This is a genomic window from Caballeronia jiangsuensis, from assembly GCF_046030135.1.
In the GTDB taxonomy this organism is placed as follows: Bacteria; Pseudomonadota; Gammaproteobacteria; order Burkholderiales; family Burkholderiaceae; genus Caballeronia; species Caballeronia jiangsuensis.
Genome location: NZ_JAQQDB010000004.1, coordinates 190,893 through 206,018, shown reverse-complemented (window position 1 = coordinate 206,018; position 15,126 = coordinate 190,893). Strand labels below are relative to the sequence as shown.

General features: G+C 64.5%; 16 protein-coding genes. 4 read left to right on the top strand and 12 right to left on the bottom strand.

Annotated elements, in window-relative coordinates; genetic code table 11:
* Positions 1-50 precede the first annotated feature (50 nt).
* The 7 genes from PQR08_RS06180 to hpnD all read right to left on the bottom strand — a co-directional run bounded on the left by PQR08_RS06180 (position 51) and on the right by hpnD (position 6,063).
* On the bottom strand, positions 51-359 hold the full coding sequence (locus PQR08_RS06180; RefSeq protein WP_250485252.1) for a type II toxin-antitoxin system RelE family toxin: 309 nt from the start codon (positions 357-359) through the stop codon (positions 51-53).
* A complete protein-coding gene (locus PQR08_RS06175; RefSeq protein ID WP_187605365.1) occupies positions 359-610 on the bottom strand; it encodes a type II toxin-antitoxin system Phd/YefM family antitoxin in 252 nt (83 codons plus the stop codon). The genes PQR08_RS06180 and PQR08_RS06175 overlap by 1 nt, the downstream gene beginning before the upstream one ends.
* A gap of 64 nt (positions 611-674) precedes the next feature.
* On the bottom strand, positions 675-1,148 hold the full coding sequence (locus PQR08_RS06170) for an acyl-CoA thioesterase (protein ID WP_187605366.1): 474 nt from the start codon (positions 1,146-1,148) through the stop codon (positions 675-677).
* 130 nt (positions 1,149-1,278) lie between these two features.
* Positions 1,279-1,935: a phosphorylase gene (locus tag PQR08_RS06165; protein WP_250485273.1), complete on the bottom strand. Its 657-nt coding sequence runs from the start codon at positions 1,933-1,935 to the stop codon at positions 1,279-1,281.
* 26 nt (positions 1,936-1,961) lie between these two features.
* Positions 1,962-3,941, bottom strand: a complete 1,980-nt coding sequence (shc, locus tag PQR08_RS06160) for a squalene--hopene cyclase (protein WP_250485251.1) — start codon at positions 3,939-3,941, stop codon at positions 1,962-1,964.
* On the bottom strand, positions 3,941-5,215 hold the full coding sequence (gene hpnE / locus PQR08_RS06155) for a hydroxysqualene dehydroxylase HpnE (protein WP_408161100.1): 1,275 nt from the start codon (positions 5,213-5,215) through the stop codon (positions 3,941-3,943). Before hpnE ends, shc begins: the two co-directional genes overlap by 1 nt.
* Positions 5,215-6,063: a presqualene diphosphate synthase HpnD gene (gene hpnD / locus PQR08_RS06150; RefSeq protein ID WP_187605370.1), complete on the bottom strand. Its 849-nt coding sequence runs from the start codon at positions 6,061-6,063 to the stop codon at positions 5,215-5,217. The genes hpnE and hpnD overlap by 1 nt, the downstream gene beginning before the upstream one ends.
* Positions 6,064-6,513: 450 nt before the next feature.
* Here hpnD and PQR08_RS06145 point away from each other — a divergent pair, with 450 nt between their 5' ends.
* Positions 6,514-7,041 (top strand): hypothetical protein, encoded by a 528-nt coding sequence (locus PQR08_RS06145; protein ID WP_250485249.1) that lies wholly within the window; start codon positions 6,514-6,516, stop codon positions 7,039-7,041.
* Positions 7,042-7,122: 81 nt separating this feature from the next.
* On the opposite strand, the gene PQR08_RS06140 is transcribed toward PQR08_RS06145, so the two are convergent.
* The 4 genes from PQR08_RS06140 to PQR08_RS06125 all read right to left on the bottom strand — a co-directional run bounded on the left by PQR08_RS06140 (position 7,123) and on the right by PQR08_RS06125 (position 9,362).
* Positions 7,123-8,064 carry a GGDEF domain-containing protein gene (locus PQR08_RS06140; RefSeq protein WP_250485272.1) on the bottom strand — a complete coding sequence of 314 codons (942 nt, stop codon included), beginning with the start codon at positions 8,062-8,064 and terminating at the stop codon, positions 7,123-7,125.
* A 19-nt stretch (positions 8,065-8,083) separates the two neighbouring features.
* Positions 8,084-8,707 carry a chemotaxis protein CheC gene (locus PQR08_RS06135; protein WP_250485247.1) on the bottom strand — a complete coding sequence of 208 codons (624 nt, stop codon included), beginning with the start codon at positions 8,705-8,707 and terminating at the stop codon, positions 8,084-8,086.
* Complete coding sequence (locus tag PQR08_RS06130; RefSeq protein ID WP_035502605.1) at positions 8,700-9,068, bottom strand: response regulator; 369 nt, start codon at positions 9,066-9,068, stop codon at positions 8,700-8,702. The genes PQR08_RS06135 and PQR08_RS06130 overlap by 8 nt, the downstream gene beginning before the upstream one ends.
* Positions 9,069-9,179: 111 nt before the next feature.
* Complete coding sequence (locus PQR08_RS06125; protein ID WP_408161099.1) at positions 9,180-9,362, bottom strand: hypothetical protein; 183 nt, start codon at positions 9,360-9,362, stop codon at positions 9,180-9,182.
* A 520-nt stretch (positions 9,363-9,882) separates the two neighbouring features.
* Between PQR08_RS06125 and PQR08_RS06120 the strand changes: the two genes are divergently transcribed.
* Both PQR08_RS06120 and PQR08_RS06115 read left to right on the top strand, forming a co-directional pair.
* A complete protein-coding gene (locus PQR08_RS06120; RefSeq protein WP_250485245.1) occupies positions 9,883-12,147 on the top strand; it encodes a hybrid sensor histidine kinase/response regulator family protein in 2,265 nt (754 codons plus the stop codon).
* Between the two features lie 167 nt (positions 12,148-12,314).
* A complete protein-coding gene (locus PQR08_RS06115; RefSeq protein ID WP_250485244.1) occupies positions 12,315-13,700 on the top strand; it encodes a hypothetical protein in 1,386 nt (461 codons plus the stop codon).
* A 76-nt stretch (positions 13,701-13,776) separates the two neighbouring features.
* On the opposite strand, the gene PQR08_RS06110 is transcribed toward PQR08_RS06115, so the two are convergent.
* The gene (locus PQR08_RS06110; RefSeq protein ID WP_035502617.1) at positions 13,777-14,328 is read right to left on the bottom strand and encodes an NADPH-dependent FMN reductase; all 552 of its coding nucleotides are present in this window, start codon (positions 14,326-14,328) and stop codon (positions 13,777-13,779) included.
* Positions 14,329-14,824: 496 nt separating this feature from the next.
* Between PQR08_RS06110 and PQR08_RS06105 the strand changes: the two genes are divergently transcribed.
* Positions 14,825-15,064, top strand: a complete 240-nt coding sequence (locus PQR08_RS06105) for a DUF4148 domain-containing protein (protein ID WP_250485243.1) — start codon at positions 14,825-14,827, stop codon at positions 15,062-15,064.
* Positions 15,065-15,126: the final 62 nt, after the last annotated feature.

The window sequence follows — 15,126 nt, the reverse complement described above, 5'->3', positions numbered from 1 at the left end:
GCCCGTTTTGCTTTAGTGCGCGACTTTTCGATTCCGTGAAATTTGGCGCGTCAAAGACTCTGCCCTCGCTCCCACGCCGCCGCGGCTGCCTCGTAGATTCCGCCATCGCGACGCCCAACCGCCAGGACGACAATATCGGGATCGGCTTCGTCGTCGCGAACCAGATAAACGAGCCGATAGTTCACGCCCCGCAGCTTGATTTTGTAGCAATCTGAAAGGGGCGACCGAAGTTCGGAGCCCGGCACACGCGGCGTCTTGAGCCGTTTTCTCAATGCCTGCTTGAAAAGCGCTTTGAGCGAGCCATCCAGTTCGGCCCAGTCCTCTAGTGCCTCGGGAACGAACAGGAGTTCATGGGCCATCAAAGATCGTCGAGATTGACTTTGACCGCGCGTTTCACCGATTTGAGCCGGGACTGGACCAACGTCGCCAACTGGCGCTCGTCATACAACTCCGCGATCTCCGCCATCAGCTCCGGAGAAACCGTGTAAAAGGCAGGCCGATTGTGATTAAGTACGGCGACCGGTTCACCGCCCGCCTCGTCGACGATCTTCCCCGGGTTCTGCTTGAACTCGGAGATGCTGACGGACAACACGCTATGAATGCGTTCCATGAAGGCACCAAAAATAGGTCTGAATTTCGACCTATTTTACATGGCTAATCGCGTCGGTACGCGATCAATGCGCGGCCTCCTCCGCCACTTCCTCGAACAGATCATCGCCAGACATATTCGGCGCTTCCACCGCACCCTGATCCCGTCGATACGCCTCGAACAATTCATCGGCGTAGCGAATCTGCGTGCGGCCGTGCGGCGCGGGCTCACCCTGCTCGTTCAGATTCACGAAAACCATCTTCTCGACGGTCAGAATGCTCTTGCGCGTGATCTTGTTGCGCACTTCCGCGCGCAGCGTGATCGACGTGCGGCCGAATTGCGTCGCGGTGATACCCAGCTCGATGATGTCGCCCTGACGCGCCGAGCTGACGAAATTAATCTCGGACATGAACTTGGTCACGACGCGCTGGTTACCCAGTTGCGAAATCGCGTAAATTGCGGCTTCTTCGTCGATCCAGCGCAGAAGACTGCCGCCGAACAAGCTGCCGTTCGGGTTCAGATCTTCGGGCTTGACCCATTTGCGGGTGTGAAAATTCATTTGCGGTACCTCGCTTTCATTACCGCGCGCGTCACGGTGCAGAGAAATCGACGCGCGCAAGATTAGGGTTTTCCCTGACTATATCGAGATGAGGGTTAACCCGCAGAAAGCAAGGATAGAACTGACAGGCTCAACCGAAAGTGAGCGCCCGCGCCGATCCCAGCGCGTGCCGCGCCTGCACGAGCGTTGCGCGGGCGGCGCGCGCGTCGGAGGCGAGCCGCAAAAGCGCGCCCAGTTGCGCCGGATCGCGCATCAATTCCCGCAGAATCGGGCCGATGGCCGTCGTGCCGTCATCGCGCAAACCGGCCGTCGCGGCGGGCGGCAGCGTGCGCCAGGCAGGATCGACGACCGCCCGGCACACCGCGAACGGCAGGCCGCGCGCCGTCGCGATCGCCCCGGCGATATGCGATTCCATATCGACGGCCAGCGCGCCGGTCGACGAATGCAGCGAGCGCTTCTCCGCCTCGCTCTTGACGGGCGCGGTGACGCCCGCCATCTTGCCGCGCCGCATGACGCGCTCGACGGGCGTGCCCGCGAACGCATCGACGATGCGCGCGGACCACGCCGCATCGGTATGCAGCTCGCCGAACGGACCGGACACGCTCTCGGCGACGATCAACTCGCCCGGTTCGAGATCCGGCGCAAGCCCGCCCGCCGTGCCGAAGCTGATGATGCCCGAGCAGCCGCGCGCGATCGCTTCGGACAACGCGCGCTCGAGCCAGTCCGCACGCGCCGCGAACACCACATCGACGCCGCGCCCGCGCACGATCTTCGCCTCGAACGCCATGCCGGTCACGGCGACGACGGGCGCGGTCACATGGCCACCGTCACGCGCGTGAGGCCGTCGCGTGTCAGGTTTCGGTAGCGCGCGAGCGCCCACAGCGGGAAGAATTTGCGATAGCCGTGGTAGCGCAGATAAAACACGCGCGGGAAGCCCGTCGCCGTGAAGCGCGTTTCGTCCCACAGCCCGTGCGCCTGTTGCGTCTTCAGCAGATAGCCGACGCCGCGCGCTACCGCCGGATGTTCGACCAGACCGGCCGCCATCAGTCCGAGCAGCGCCCACGCCGTCTGCGACGCGGTGCTCGGCGCCTGCTCGTAACCGCGATAGTCGAGCTTGTAGCTCTCGCCGTCCTCGCCCCAGCCGCCGTCACTGTTCTGAATGCCGATCAGCCAGTCCGCCGCGCGCGTCATGCGCGGGTCGGTCGGCGCGACACCGGCCGCGTTCAGCGCGCACATCGCCGACCAGGTGCCGTAGATGTAGTTCAGGCCCCAGCGTCCGTACCAGCTTCCATCGCGTTCCTGGCCTCTCACGATGTAGTCGAACGCGCGGCGCGCCGGCTCGCTGTTCAGCGACGTCTCGCCGAGCTGCGCGAGCATCGACAGACAGCGCGCGGACACATCGACCGTCGGCGGATCGAGCAGCGCGCCGTGATCCGAGAACGGAATATTGTTCAGGTAGTACTGCGTGTTTTCCGGCTCGAACGCGCCCCAGCCGCCGTCGCTGCTCTGCATGCCGACGACCCACTCGCGCGCCCGCGCGATCGACTCGCCGTACAGCGCCGTGCCATTCTCCCGATCCGCCCGCTCCATCGCCATCGCGACGACGGCCGTGTCGTCGACATCGGGATAGTGCGGGTTCGCGAACTGGAACGCCCAGCCGCCCGGCCGCACGTTCGGACGGCGCGAGACCCAGTCGCCGCGCACATCGAGAATCTGCAGCGGCACGAGCCATTCGAGGCCGCGCGTCACCGCCGAGCGGGCCTTCGGCATGCCGGTTTCGAGCAGCGCGTGCGCCGCGAGCGACGTATCCCACACCGGCGACAGACACGGCTGGCAATACGCTTCGCCATCGTCGGCTTCGTCGATGATCAGGAGCTTGTCGAGCGACTTGCGCGCGATCGCGCGATTCGGATGCTCGGGCGGATAGCCGAGCACGTCGTACATCATGACCGAGTTGGCCATCGCCGGAAAAATCGCGCCGAGTCCGTCCTCACCGTTCAGGCGCTCGTCGACGAAGCGCACCGCTTCATCGATCGCGCGTTCGCGGCCGGCTTTCGGCAACAGCGGATCGGCGACGCGCAGGATCGAATCGACGACGCGAAAGAACGCGAACCAGCCGCGGCTCTGATGCCCCGAGCGCGTCGGCATGCCGGTATTGACCGGCGGATTCGTGAATACCTCGTCGATGCGCACGCCGCGCGGATTGCGCGCGCGCGGGCGCTTCGCGTTGAGCACGAGCATCGGCACGATCACCGTGCGCGCCCAGTACGACACCTTCGACAGATGGAACGGGAACCACATGGGCAGGCGCATGATCTCGACGGGCATCATCGGCACCGCGCGCCACGACACGACGCCGAAAAGCGCGAGCAGAATGCGCGTGAACACGTTCACCTTCTCCGCGCCGCCCGCGGCGAGAATCGCGCGGCGGGCGCGCTGCATGTGCTCGGCGTCGGGCGAATCGCCGATCATCTTCAGCGCGAAATACGCCTTCACGGTCGCGGAGACGTCCATCGCGCCATCGGTGAAGAGCGGCCAGCCACCGTCCTCGCGTTGAATGCGGCGCAGATAGCGGCCGATCTTCGCTTCGAGCTTCTCGTCGGCGGTCTCGCCGAGATAGTGGACGAGCAGCACGTATTCAGCCGGGATGGTTGCGTCCGCTTCGAGTTCGTAGAGCCAGTAGCCGTCCGGATGTTGCGCCGCGAGCAGCGCGTCGGTGGCGTGGTTGACGGCGGAATCGAGCGAGGCGCCCGACACTCGCGCGCCCACGGCCGACAGGGATAAATCGTTCATCAGCGTTCCATCGATGGGTTCAACAGCGCGTCCGCGGCCTTCTGGCCGGAGCGGATCGCGCCTTCGATCGTCGCGGGCAGGCCGGTCGCCGTCCAGTCGCCCGCGAGCGTGAAATTGGGCCAGCGTGTGCGCGTGGCGGCCCGCAAGCCTTCCTGCGAAGGCACGGCGGCAAACGTCGCGTGTTCTTCGACGATGATCTGCCACGGCGGCGTCGGCGCGGCGGCCATGCGCATCGCCTTCGCCGTTTCCCGCCAGATCGCCTGCGCGAGTCCCTCGTGCGGCGTCGCGAGCCATCGGTTCGCGCTTGCGAGCGTGACCGAGAGCCTTCCGTCGGCGGCAAAGATCCAGTCCGACATGCCGTTGACGACGCATGTCTGCGGCTGAAAGCCCGCTGGCGCATCGACGGCGAAATGCACGGTGACGATTGCCCGCGATGCATCCGGCGCGATCAGGTCCGGCACCAGCGCGCGCGCCGCATCGGGCGGCACGGCGAGCACGACGCCATCGCCTGCTCCGAGCGCGACAGGCTCCGCGCCTTCGAAAGCCAGCGAGCTTACACGCTCCGTCGAATCCGTGCCCGATACCCCGATAGCCGCGACGCGCGAGCCGAGCCGGATCTCCGCGCCGCCATACTGCAAATGCCGCAGCGCGGGTTCGACGAATGCATGCGACAGCCCGCTTCTCGCGATGAGCGGACGGCACGCCTGCCCGCCCTGCGCGACCGTCTCGCGCAGCAAAACGGCCGCGAGCTCGGCGCTCGCTTCGGACGGGTCGGCGTTGAGCATGGCGCGCAGCAGCGGGCGCACGAGAAGATTCCACACGCGATCCTTGCGGCGCACCGATTCCTCGATCGCGCGGCCCGGCTTCGCCCAGAAGAGCGGCAGGAACGGCAGGTAATCGGCGGGCTGCGTGCCCGGCACGCGCGCGGCGGCGTCGAAGATCCAGCGCGGCAAGCGCCCCGGCGACATGCGGATCGTCCAGGCGTCGCCGGTCGCGGCATCGAAGAACGGATACTCCGGCTGCGTCGGGCCGATCAGCGTGTCGGTTGCGCCGATCGCGCGCAGATAAGCCATCGTCGATTGATTGCCCGATAGCAGCAGATGATTGCCGTTATCGAGCGTGACACCGAGCTTGGCATCGAAGAAGGAGCGGCAACGGCCGCCCGCGTAGGGCGCCGCCTCGTGCAGCACGACGCGTGCGCCGCGCCGTTGCGCCTCGACCGCGGCGGCGAGGCCGGCGATGCCCGCTCCGACGACGATAACCCGCCGGGACATCAGATCAGGTTGCGCGCCACGATCCACAGCAGGCGCGCACGCGGCGTGCGCACGCGCGTGCGCGGCAGGTCGAAGCCGCGTTTGAGATTGGCGTCGAGCACGGCGCGATACGCCGCCGACATGATGCGCGGGGCGCGTACCTGGGCGCGCGGCGACGCCGCCATGATCGCATCGGACTGAGCGTAGTGGCCCTTCGCGCGCTCGGCGAGCACGGCGCAGACGCGCGGCAGGCGCGCATCGCCGACGATGCTTGCCGGATCGCTGGTGGAAATGCCTTCGCGCGCGAGCAGCTCGCGCGGCAGATACACGCGGCCGATTTCCGCGTCTTCGTCGATGTCGCGCAGGATGTTGGTCAGTTGCAGCGCGCGGCCGAGATGGTGCGCGAGCCGCCGCCCGGCATCCTCGTGCATCCCGAAAATTCTCACCGACAGCCGCCCGACCGCGCTCGCCACGCGATCGCAATAGAGATCGAGCGTGGCTTCGTCGGGCGCGACGATATCGCCGGCGGCGTCCATCGCCATGCCGTCGATCACGGCCTGGAAGTCGTCGCGGGAAAGGTGGAAAGCCTGGATGTGGCGCGTGAGCGCTTCGAGCGACTGCTTCGGCTTGCCGGCGTAGCAGGCGTCGATGTCCTCGCGCCACTGGTCGAGCGCGAGCGCGCGCTCGCGGCGCGGCAAGGTGCCTTCGTCGGCGATATCGTCGACCGCGCGGCAGAACGCGTAGATCTGATACATCGCGTCCCGCTGCTCGGCGGGAAGGATGCGCATCGCAAGATAAAACGAACTCCCCGACGACGTTTTCGCGGCGTCTGGAGCAGGCTCTTCAGCGATGAAATTGGAAACGGCCAAGACGAACTCCGCTGTGGCGCCCCCAAGGGCAAATTTAGTAAGAGATCGCCGCCGGTCTCGATGCGATTCCGGCGCGCGCGGAACCATCTGGCGCTGAAAAGACGATCGAGGGAAAAGCCGGCGCGAGCCGGCTGTGACTGCGCCGGAAGCGGCAAAGAGTATATCAATACTTTGCCCGATTGCGCTCGCCGTACAGAGGTTAGCTCGTGCGCCTAGCGCAATAGCGACATCAGGCAGTCTGCCTTGAGCAGCGAAGAGAGCGTCTTCCGCGAGTAGTACAAAGACAAAGAGTGTAAAAGTGCCACGCTTGCTCTCTTTAGGTCGACAGTCGCAAGGTAGTATGCAGCTTCAATTCGGCAGTCAAATTAGCGACTAACAGCAGTATTGGAAACATTTTCAATGCTTGCGATCAAATTTTAGGTGTGCTACCACTCTTCGGACGATCTGACCATGTCCAAAACCGTCAAGACGCTGCATATCGAAGTACACGCGAACATTGGTGATAATATCGCATCCATGTCAGCCCATAGCAACAGGCGCGCAGTACCGCCTGAGATTTTTAAGGACATAAAGGAAGTTCATGAATTAAAGCCGCTCACGCAGATAGCAATCTATAATTATATTCTTGATAACCACGGCAAATTTTCTGCGCAACAATACAAAAAGCTGCGCAGTAAGCATCCGCACTATACGAGCGCTGCCAATGCAGTTTCGCGTGCCATAGATACAGCAATCACGCTATACGGGTTGTGGTTTCTCGAGGATCATCGCCATAAGGCAAAAAAACGCAAAAAAGAGGCAGAAACCGCCGCGAAAGACCAATCTGAGCAATCGATTCTCGAAATATTAAGTATACTGAAAGGAATGGAGGGAGAAATCCGCTGGAAATTCGCGAAACGCGACGAAGGAATCGAGGATCAACTGCTTGTTATTTGGAATGAAATTACCACAAATACAGTCGGTTATAAGCCGAGTTAGACAGAGAGCTTTAATTTCGCACATTCTGCCGAGCGCACTCAAAGCTCTCGACGCATTTAACCCGCACAAGAAAACGGCGATTCAGGTGAAACCCACCGCCCGATTCCGCCCCTCGCGTTTCGCCGTATAAAGCGCCGCGTCGGCCTCGTTGATGAGCGCCTCGTACGACGAAGTCACGCCGGTCCGCGCACGCGCCGCCCCGACGCTCGCCGTGACCGGCACGCGCGCGCCCTGCACGTCGATGGGCGTCTCGCCGATCTCGCGGCGCACTTTCTCCGCGACGATCATCGCGTCCTCGAAATTCGTGCACGGCAGCAGCAGCGCGAATTCCTCGCCGCCGAAGCGCCCGAAGACGTCCTGCACGCGCACGCTCTGCGCGACGCGCTCGGCCATCACGCGCAAGACCGTGTCGCCGACGAGGTGGCCGAGATCGTCGTTGATGCGCTTGAAGTGGTCGAGATCGAACAGCAGCATCGACAGTTCGCCGCCGTAGCGCTGCCAGCGCGAGAATTCGTCGCGCAGGCGCAGTTCGAAATAGCGCCGGTTCGCGATGCCGGTCAGGCCGTCGCGGTCCGCGAATTCCTGCAGCTTCGCCACCGCTTCGTCGCGGGCGCGCTGCATCATGCTCGCGTGCGTCGCGTCGGAAATCGTCACGCAGACGGCGCGCACCTCGCGCTCCAGCATGAGCGGCATGAAGGTGCAGTCCTGCTGCATGAAATCGACGCCGCCGGTGATCGGCCGGTCGTGATCGAACTTGAAGAGATACGGCCGCTGCTCCCACGAGCTGAACGCGAAACTGCCGAGCTGAAACACGCTCTCGACCTTGCGCGTGAACCACACGCGCGGCAGCTCCGGAAAGCTCGCGAAGATCGACTTGCCGATCACCTGCTCGGCCGTCCTGCCGCTGTGGTCCTGCATGAACCGGTTCCACATCAGCACGTTCAGGTCGCGATCGAGCACGAATATGCCGAAGCCCACGCGCTCGATCACGAGTTCGGAAAGCGCGTGGCGCAGTTCGTCCATGCTCACGATGGCGTCCCGTTCAGAGGCTCGACAGAAGCGCGTCGAGCGCTTCGTTCAGATGCGTGATGGCGTCTTCGGCCATCAGCATCACAAGATGCGCGCGGAAGCTGTGATCCTCGAGCGCGAAATTCACTTCGAGCAGGAGCGCGGTCTTCCACGCGAGCATCGCGGGCTGAAAGACCTCGTCGAGCCCGATTTCCGTGCCGAGCATGCCCGGCGGCGAGAAGATCGGCGAGCGGCCGAGGCGGTCGAGGATGCACGACACGCACGCGCCCATCAGCACGGTGGCGACATCGAAGACGAGTTCGGTGCGCGTCGTCGCCTCGTAGGTCGACTTGGTGTACGGATCGCTGACGAGCGCGCAAAGCTGATCGACGCTGCCGCTCTTGCACAGCACGATCGCCTCGCCCTTGATGTCCGAGCGAAAGCCCTGGCGCACGGCCGTGACGGTATCGGTGATGCCGGTCATCTCGGCGAGCGCCGCCGACGCCTCGGCCACGCTCACCACGCGCACGCGCGGCACCGATAGCTCGATGAACGTTCCGAGCAGCTTCGAGAGCCGCGTCGCGGCCTGGCCCATCGCCATGTTGGCGACTTCCTGCAGCGCGTCGCGCTGATCTTCGTTCAGGGCGGAATCAACCATGGAGTCCGTACTCCTTTAAAACGGGACGCAGCGCTTCGGGCGTCACCGGCTTCGGCAGAAACGCGATCGCGCCGAGCGCGCGCACCCGCTCCTGGGCCATCGGCTGGACGTCGGCGGACACGACGATCACGAACGTGTTCAGGTCCTCGTGCTGCAAGGCGTCGAGCACCTGATAGCCCGTCATGTCGGGCATCGTGAGATCGAGGAACATCACCGAGGCGCGGCCCGCCCGATAGTGCTCGAGCGCCTCGCGCCCGTTGGTCGCGTAGGAAATCTCGACGTCCCAGTCCGGGGGCAGCGCGCGCGTCATCACCTTGCGTGCGAGCAGGGAATCATCGGCAATGACAATCGGCAACGGCATGGTTGGCAGGATCTCTTAGGCTGTTTTCGGGCTGAGGATGGTCGTGTCGGCGGACACGGCAGGCACTCGTATGTGATTACGGCATCCGCGCGGCGATCTTTATGGCGATCTTCACGGCAGAACCGGCGTGAGCCCTTTGGCCCGGCGGGAATGCGGACGCTGTCGGAGATGCAGATCGGCGGCGATGAGCCAGGCGCGGCGCCTGTGGACATAGGCGCGCCACCCCGCGGGCGAACGCTGGGTGATGAGCATGCGCACAGCGCGCGATGCTTGCTGGCTCTCGATCGGCGTCATGTCGACTGCCCCGTGCATGATCCGGAAGAGGTTTCCGGACCGTGGCCTTCTTCTCCTCGTTCGGTCGCGCTGCCTGCCGGCGACTGGCCGGACAAGCGGTACTTCTCCCCGGCGCGCGCCGCGAGGCTGCTTGTGTCCTCCGGCCGGCGCTCTGCGCGGCGCATGTGGTCGGAGGATTGCATTGTCGGCCGATCAGAATGTCAAAGCAACTCGCCAGAGCGCCAAGCGAGAATTAATCTGATGAAAACCGTGCGTAATCGGGTACATTTCACTCGATGTATTCTGATGTGATACGTTGTCATACTTTTGTGTACGTTTGCGCTTCCGATAATCTCGCTAACTTCGCGGCGCGACCGAGGTTTTCCTCCAGATGTCGCGCGCCGCACATACTTTCGTCCGGCATGCTTCGTGCGTTCCAGTTGCGGTTGCACCGCTCAAACCCGGCAAGTCCCGCGCGCACGCCCGCCAGAGCGGACGCCGAGCGCGGGCGTCGAGTAAGTTTTCCAATTCGCTGCCAAAAATGACGCTGCAACGTGAGGAGTCCGACGCCGATCCTGCCGCGGAATCATGGCAGGAAGAACCGCCGTTTCCGGTGGTTCCCGAACGCAACTTCGCCGCGCAGCGCCTCACGCTCTACGCCCTCCTCGTCGCCGCGATCGTGCTGCCGTGCGTGTACGTCGCGGTCACCGCCTTCACCGACTACCACGCGCGCGTCGCCGATGCTTCCGATCTCGTCGCGCGCAATGCCCGCGTCGCCGAGGAGCATGCGCTCAAGGTCTTCGATCTGAACGTGACGCTCAACGAGCGCATCGTCGATCTGCTCGACGATCTCGACGCCGCCGCCATCAGCCGCGAGAGCGCAACGATCCACCAGCGTCTCAAGACGATCAGCAACACCTATCAGCAGGTCGCGGCGGCCTCCGTGTTCGGCGCCGACGGCAAGCTGCTCGCGACGAGCCGCGCCTGGCCGACGCCCGACATCTCCGTCGCGGACCGCGACGACTTCGGTGGCTTGCGCGCCGGCCAGCGGCTCGAGCAGATTTCCCGCGTGATGATCGGCCGGGTCGCCGGCGAGCAGGTGTTCAACACGGCGGTCGCGCGACGCACGGTGTCGGGCAAGTTCGACGGCATCGTGTCCATCGCGCTGCGGCCTGCGTATTTCGGCGCGTTCTACCGCGAACTCATCGGCGACAATCCGAGCGTCTCGCTCGGCCTGTCGCGCTCGGACGGCGAAGTGCTCGCCTGGTATCCACCGCGCCCGCCCGAACGCATGGCGCTCGCAGCCAGTTCGCCGCTGCGCGAAGCGTACGCCGCGGGGCGCAGGAGCGGCGTCGTGAAAATGGTGTCCGGCCTCGACGATCAGTTGAAGATCGTCGCGTTCCGGCGCGTTGGCACATATCCGGTCTACGTATCGAGCGGCTATCCGATCGCGACGATCTGGTCCGCGTGGTGGAAGCATCTGAGCGTGCTCGCGCTCTCGATCTTCGCGCCGTGCGTCGTGCTCTGGGGCGTGATCACGCAGTCGTTGCGGCGGCTCGCGACCGAAGAGGAAGCGTGGGAGCGCTGGCAGGCGGAAGCGTCGATGCGCCGTTCGATCGAATCCGCGTATCGCCAGGCGCGCAAGATGGAAGCGCTCGGCAATCTCGTCGGCAGCGTGGCGCACGATTTCAACAATCTGCTGATGATCGTCTCGACCAACGTGCAGATCGCGCGGCGGCGCGGCGCGCCCGGCCTCGACCGCGAACTGACCGCGATGGAGCGCGCGTTGAAGAGCGGCCAGTCGCTGACGCGGCAGTTGCTCGGCGTCGCGCGCAAGCAGCCGTTGAGAAGCGAAGTCATCGCCATCGGCAAATGGGTGCCGGCGGGACGCGAATTGCTGCGCGCGTCGCTCGGCGCGAAGGTCGCGCTCAATGTCGAGGTCGCGCCGGACGTATGGGCGATCCGCGTCGATCCGGCGGAGCTGGAGCTCGCGCTCATCAATGTCGCGGTGAATGCGCGCGACGCGATGCCCAACGGCGGCACCTTCACCGTGCGCGCCGGCAACGTGCGCTTTCGCCACGAGGACGGCTTTCCGATCACCGGCGAATTCGTGCAGATCATGCTGGAAGACAACGGCTTCGGCATGAATTCCGACGTGCTCGGGCGCGCGTTCGAGCCGCTCTTCACGACCAAGCCGAAGGGCATGGGCACGGGCCTCGGCCTGCCGCAGGTTTTTGCGTTCTGCGAGCGCGCGGGCGGGCTCGCGACCATCGACAGCGCGATCGGCGCGGGCACGGCCGTGCGCCTGTATCTGCCGCGCGCGGCGGCGGGCGCGCCGGGCGCATCCGTGACCGAGGCAGAGGCCGCGGCGAAGGAGGCGGACGGCTTGCGCGTGCTGCTCGTCGAAGACAACGAGGAAGTCGCCGCCGGCACCGAGGCGCTGCTCACGATGATGGGTCACCACGTCACCTACGTCTTCAACGCCGATACCGCCGCCACCGTGCTCGAAGCCGCGCGCGCCGACGCCTCGACCGGCTTTCCGTTCGACGTCGTGCTCTCCGACATCCACATGCCGGGGCAGATGAACGGCATCGATCTCGCGGAGATGCTGCAGCGCTTCGAGCCGCGCATCCCGGTGATTCTCGTCACGGGCTACGCGGAAGAGCTGGATCGCGCGCGGCAGGTCGGCGCGCGCGTGCTGTCGAAGCCATTCGATATCGCGCTGCTCGATTCACTCCTGCGCGCGATCCGCGAGCGCGCGGACGGCCCGGACGCAACGACGCGCGATGCGCGAGCCGCGCGCTAACCCGATCGGTTTTTTTGCACGCGCGTTTGTAAAAGCGCCGTCATCCTTCCAGACGCTTCCCTGTGCGCGACGGTCCGCGGGCATCCGGCACGCGAGTTGCGTGAGCGCTTCCATGTACGGCGACGCCGTCGCCGATTTCCGGAATTCGCCCACCGCAGGAGGCGTACATGCGACACACCGTCATCGGAGTTTTCGATACTTATGCGCAAGCCGAGGACGCCCGTTCGGCGTTGATCGCCGCAGGTTTCCCGCGCGCGGATATCGAACTGCAAGCCAATCCGAAGCGCGACGACGCGGCCGCGCCGTCCGAGATGCCCGACGCCGTCACGCATCAGGAGCCGGGCATGCTCGCGAATATCGAGCGCTTCTTCAGCATGCTCTTCGGCGGGCGCGATCAGCCGCCTGAAGTCGCGCATTATTCGGAGGCCGTGCGGCGCGGCGCGATTCTCGTCGCCGTCGATACGCCGAGCGCCGAGCAAGCGGATGTCGCGCGCGCGACCTTGAGCGATCAGGGCGCAATCGATATCGACGAACGTGCCGCGAGCTGGTCGACGCTGGAACACGGCACGCCGGAAGTGTCCGCCGCTGCCGCCGACGAGCGCGATCATTCGGTGCTCGACGAACTGGGCCTCGGACGCGGCAGCGCCGTTCCGGGACGCGAGCCGGTGAATGATCCGGACATGACGCCCTTGCGCGCACGCGCTTATCCGCACGCCGATGTCGGCGACCCGGCCGCGGTTGCTCCGCGCGATTACGTCAGCGATCCCGCCGACGATCCGTTGATGCCGCGCGGCGGCATGCAGTCGCAATCGCAGTCGCAGACTCAATCGATCATGAGCGAAGCCGAGCGCGCGGCACGCGACCCGCTAGCCGGACGCGATCCGGTGACGGGCCGCGATCCGTATGCGACGACCGGCATCGATCCGCTCGCCGACCCAATCGCCGGCGTGCCCGCCGAGCCGCTCGCGGCGCGCGACGGACTCACCGGCGAATCGCTCTCGGAACGCGATGCGCTTGCCGGCCGCGATCCGCTTCGCACGACGGGTGCCGTTCCCGCCGAACGCGACCCGCTGCCGGGCGTACGCACGGACATGGCTTCTGAATGGCGCTCGGTAGAACCGCTCGGACCGCTCGACGAACCGGCCGCGCCGTATCAGGCCGGAGCGGCGCGCGCGGCGGGATCGTCGCCTGATCCGGTGCTGGCTTCCTCAGGCTCGCAAGCGGCGGGACCGGTCGGTCCCGCTCCTACGACGACCGGCCCGGCAACCCTGCCCAATGAATACATGGAGTACGAAGAGGACTTCCGCGCCGATTACGACTCGAAGTATTCGGCGACGGGCGAGCCTTACGAGGACTATCAGGGTGCGTATCGCTACGGCGCGACGCTCGGCAACGACGATCGCTTCCGCAGCCGCGCGTGGGACGATCAGATGGAGTACGAGACGCGTCGCGACTGGGAAAGCAAGCATCCCGAAGGCGGCGATACGTGGGACCGCTTCAAGGCGGCGATCCGCCACGGATGGGATCGCGTGACGGGACATCATCACGTCTGATTCCACCTTCGGTAGCAGCAGCAAAATAAATACGGCCCGCTCAGCGGGCCGTATTCGCATCAGGAAAGGTGAGCGCTCATGCCGCGCGATCGCGCACCCACGCGGCATACTTGTCCATGAACGTCTGCAGATATTTGCGCGTGTCCTCGCTCACGATATTGCCGCTCGCATCGATGCGCGATTCGTCGTGCTTGATGTACATCTCCGGCTGATTCATCAGCACGATATCCAGATATGCGCACACGCCGCGCAGATGCGACTGCGCGATCGCCGTGCCGATCGCCCCGACCGACGTCCCGATGATCGCGCCCGGCTTGCCGCCCCACACGCTATGCCCCCACGGACGCGAGGCCCAGTCGAGCGCGTTTTTCAGCACGCCCGGAATCGAGCGGTTGTACTCCGGCGTGACGATCAGCAAGCCGTTCGCATCGGCGATCTTCTGCTTGAACGCGCGCGCGACTTCGGGAAAGTCGCTGTCGTAATCCTGGCTGTAGAGCGGCAGCGTGCCGATGTCGAGAAACTCGAAGGAAAAATCGCTCGGCGCAAGCGACACGAGCGCATGCGCGAGCTGCTTGTTGAACGAATCCCGCCGCAGGCTACCAACGACCACCGCAATCTTTAAGGCCATGAAATCTTCCCCGTGAAAGGATGAAAAGGTGGATGACCCGGACGATGATCGGTCCGGAAAACGCCGTCCTCGAAACGACGCGCGTGCACATGATAGGCGCATCGCAAGGTTATCGTCTTCGATGCGTTCTCGGCGCGTCGCGGACTATTTTTGCGACGAATCAAGCAATCTACCTTTCACCGCGACGGCGCGCGGTTCCCGACGAGCTATCCCCACGGTTATCCACAGATTCTGTGGATAAGTCTGGAGTAACTTGTATTCCGTTTAGTTTTTGATTCGTAAACGAAACATGACGCTCGTCGGACGAGCCTGAACCCCTCGCCAATGTCGTGACAACCGCCGCATTCAGGCGACGATTGCTTGCGAATCGCGGGCCAGCATTCATCCAGTCTCGACAACAATGTGTTGGCTCAATCGGTATTTTTGTCCAATAGGAATCCTCCTAGACTGCACTTCAAGCGTCGGGTCCGGCGCACAGGCATCCAGGAGGCTTCAAATGAAAAACACATTGATCGGTGGTCTGGTTTTGTCCGCGCTTTTCGCCACCGCGCCCGCTTTTGCTCAGTCGGCATCGGCGGGGAAATCGCGTGCTGAAGTGAAGGCGGAACTCGCAAGCGCGCGCCGCGCGGGCGATCTCGACGCCGTCAATTCGCTGAGCTACCCGCAGTTGCGCCCGTATCAGGAACGGCACGCGCAACTTCGCGCCGAGGCCCGCGACGGCAGCATCACGCGGTAAGCAGCAACTTGCAGAACTCAGAGGAAGCAGTCTGAACTGGCCCTCCTCCACCGTCGAACAGA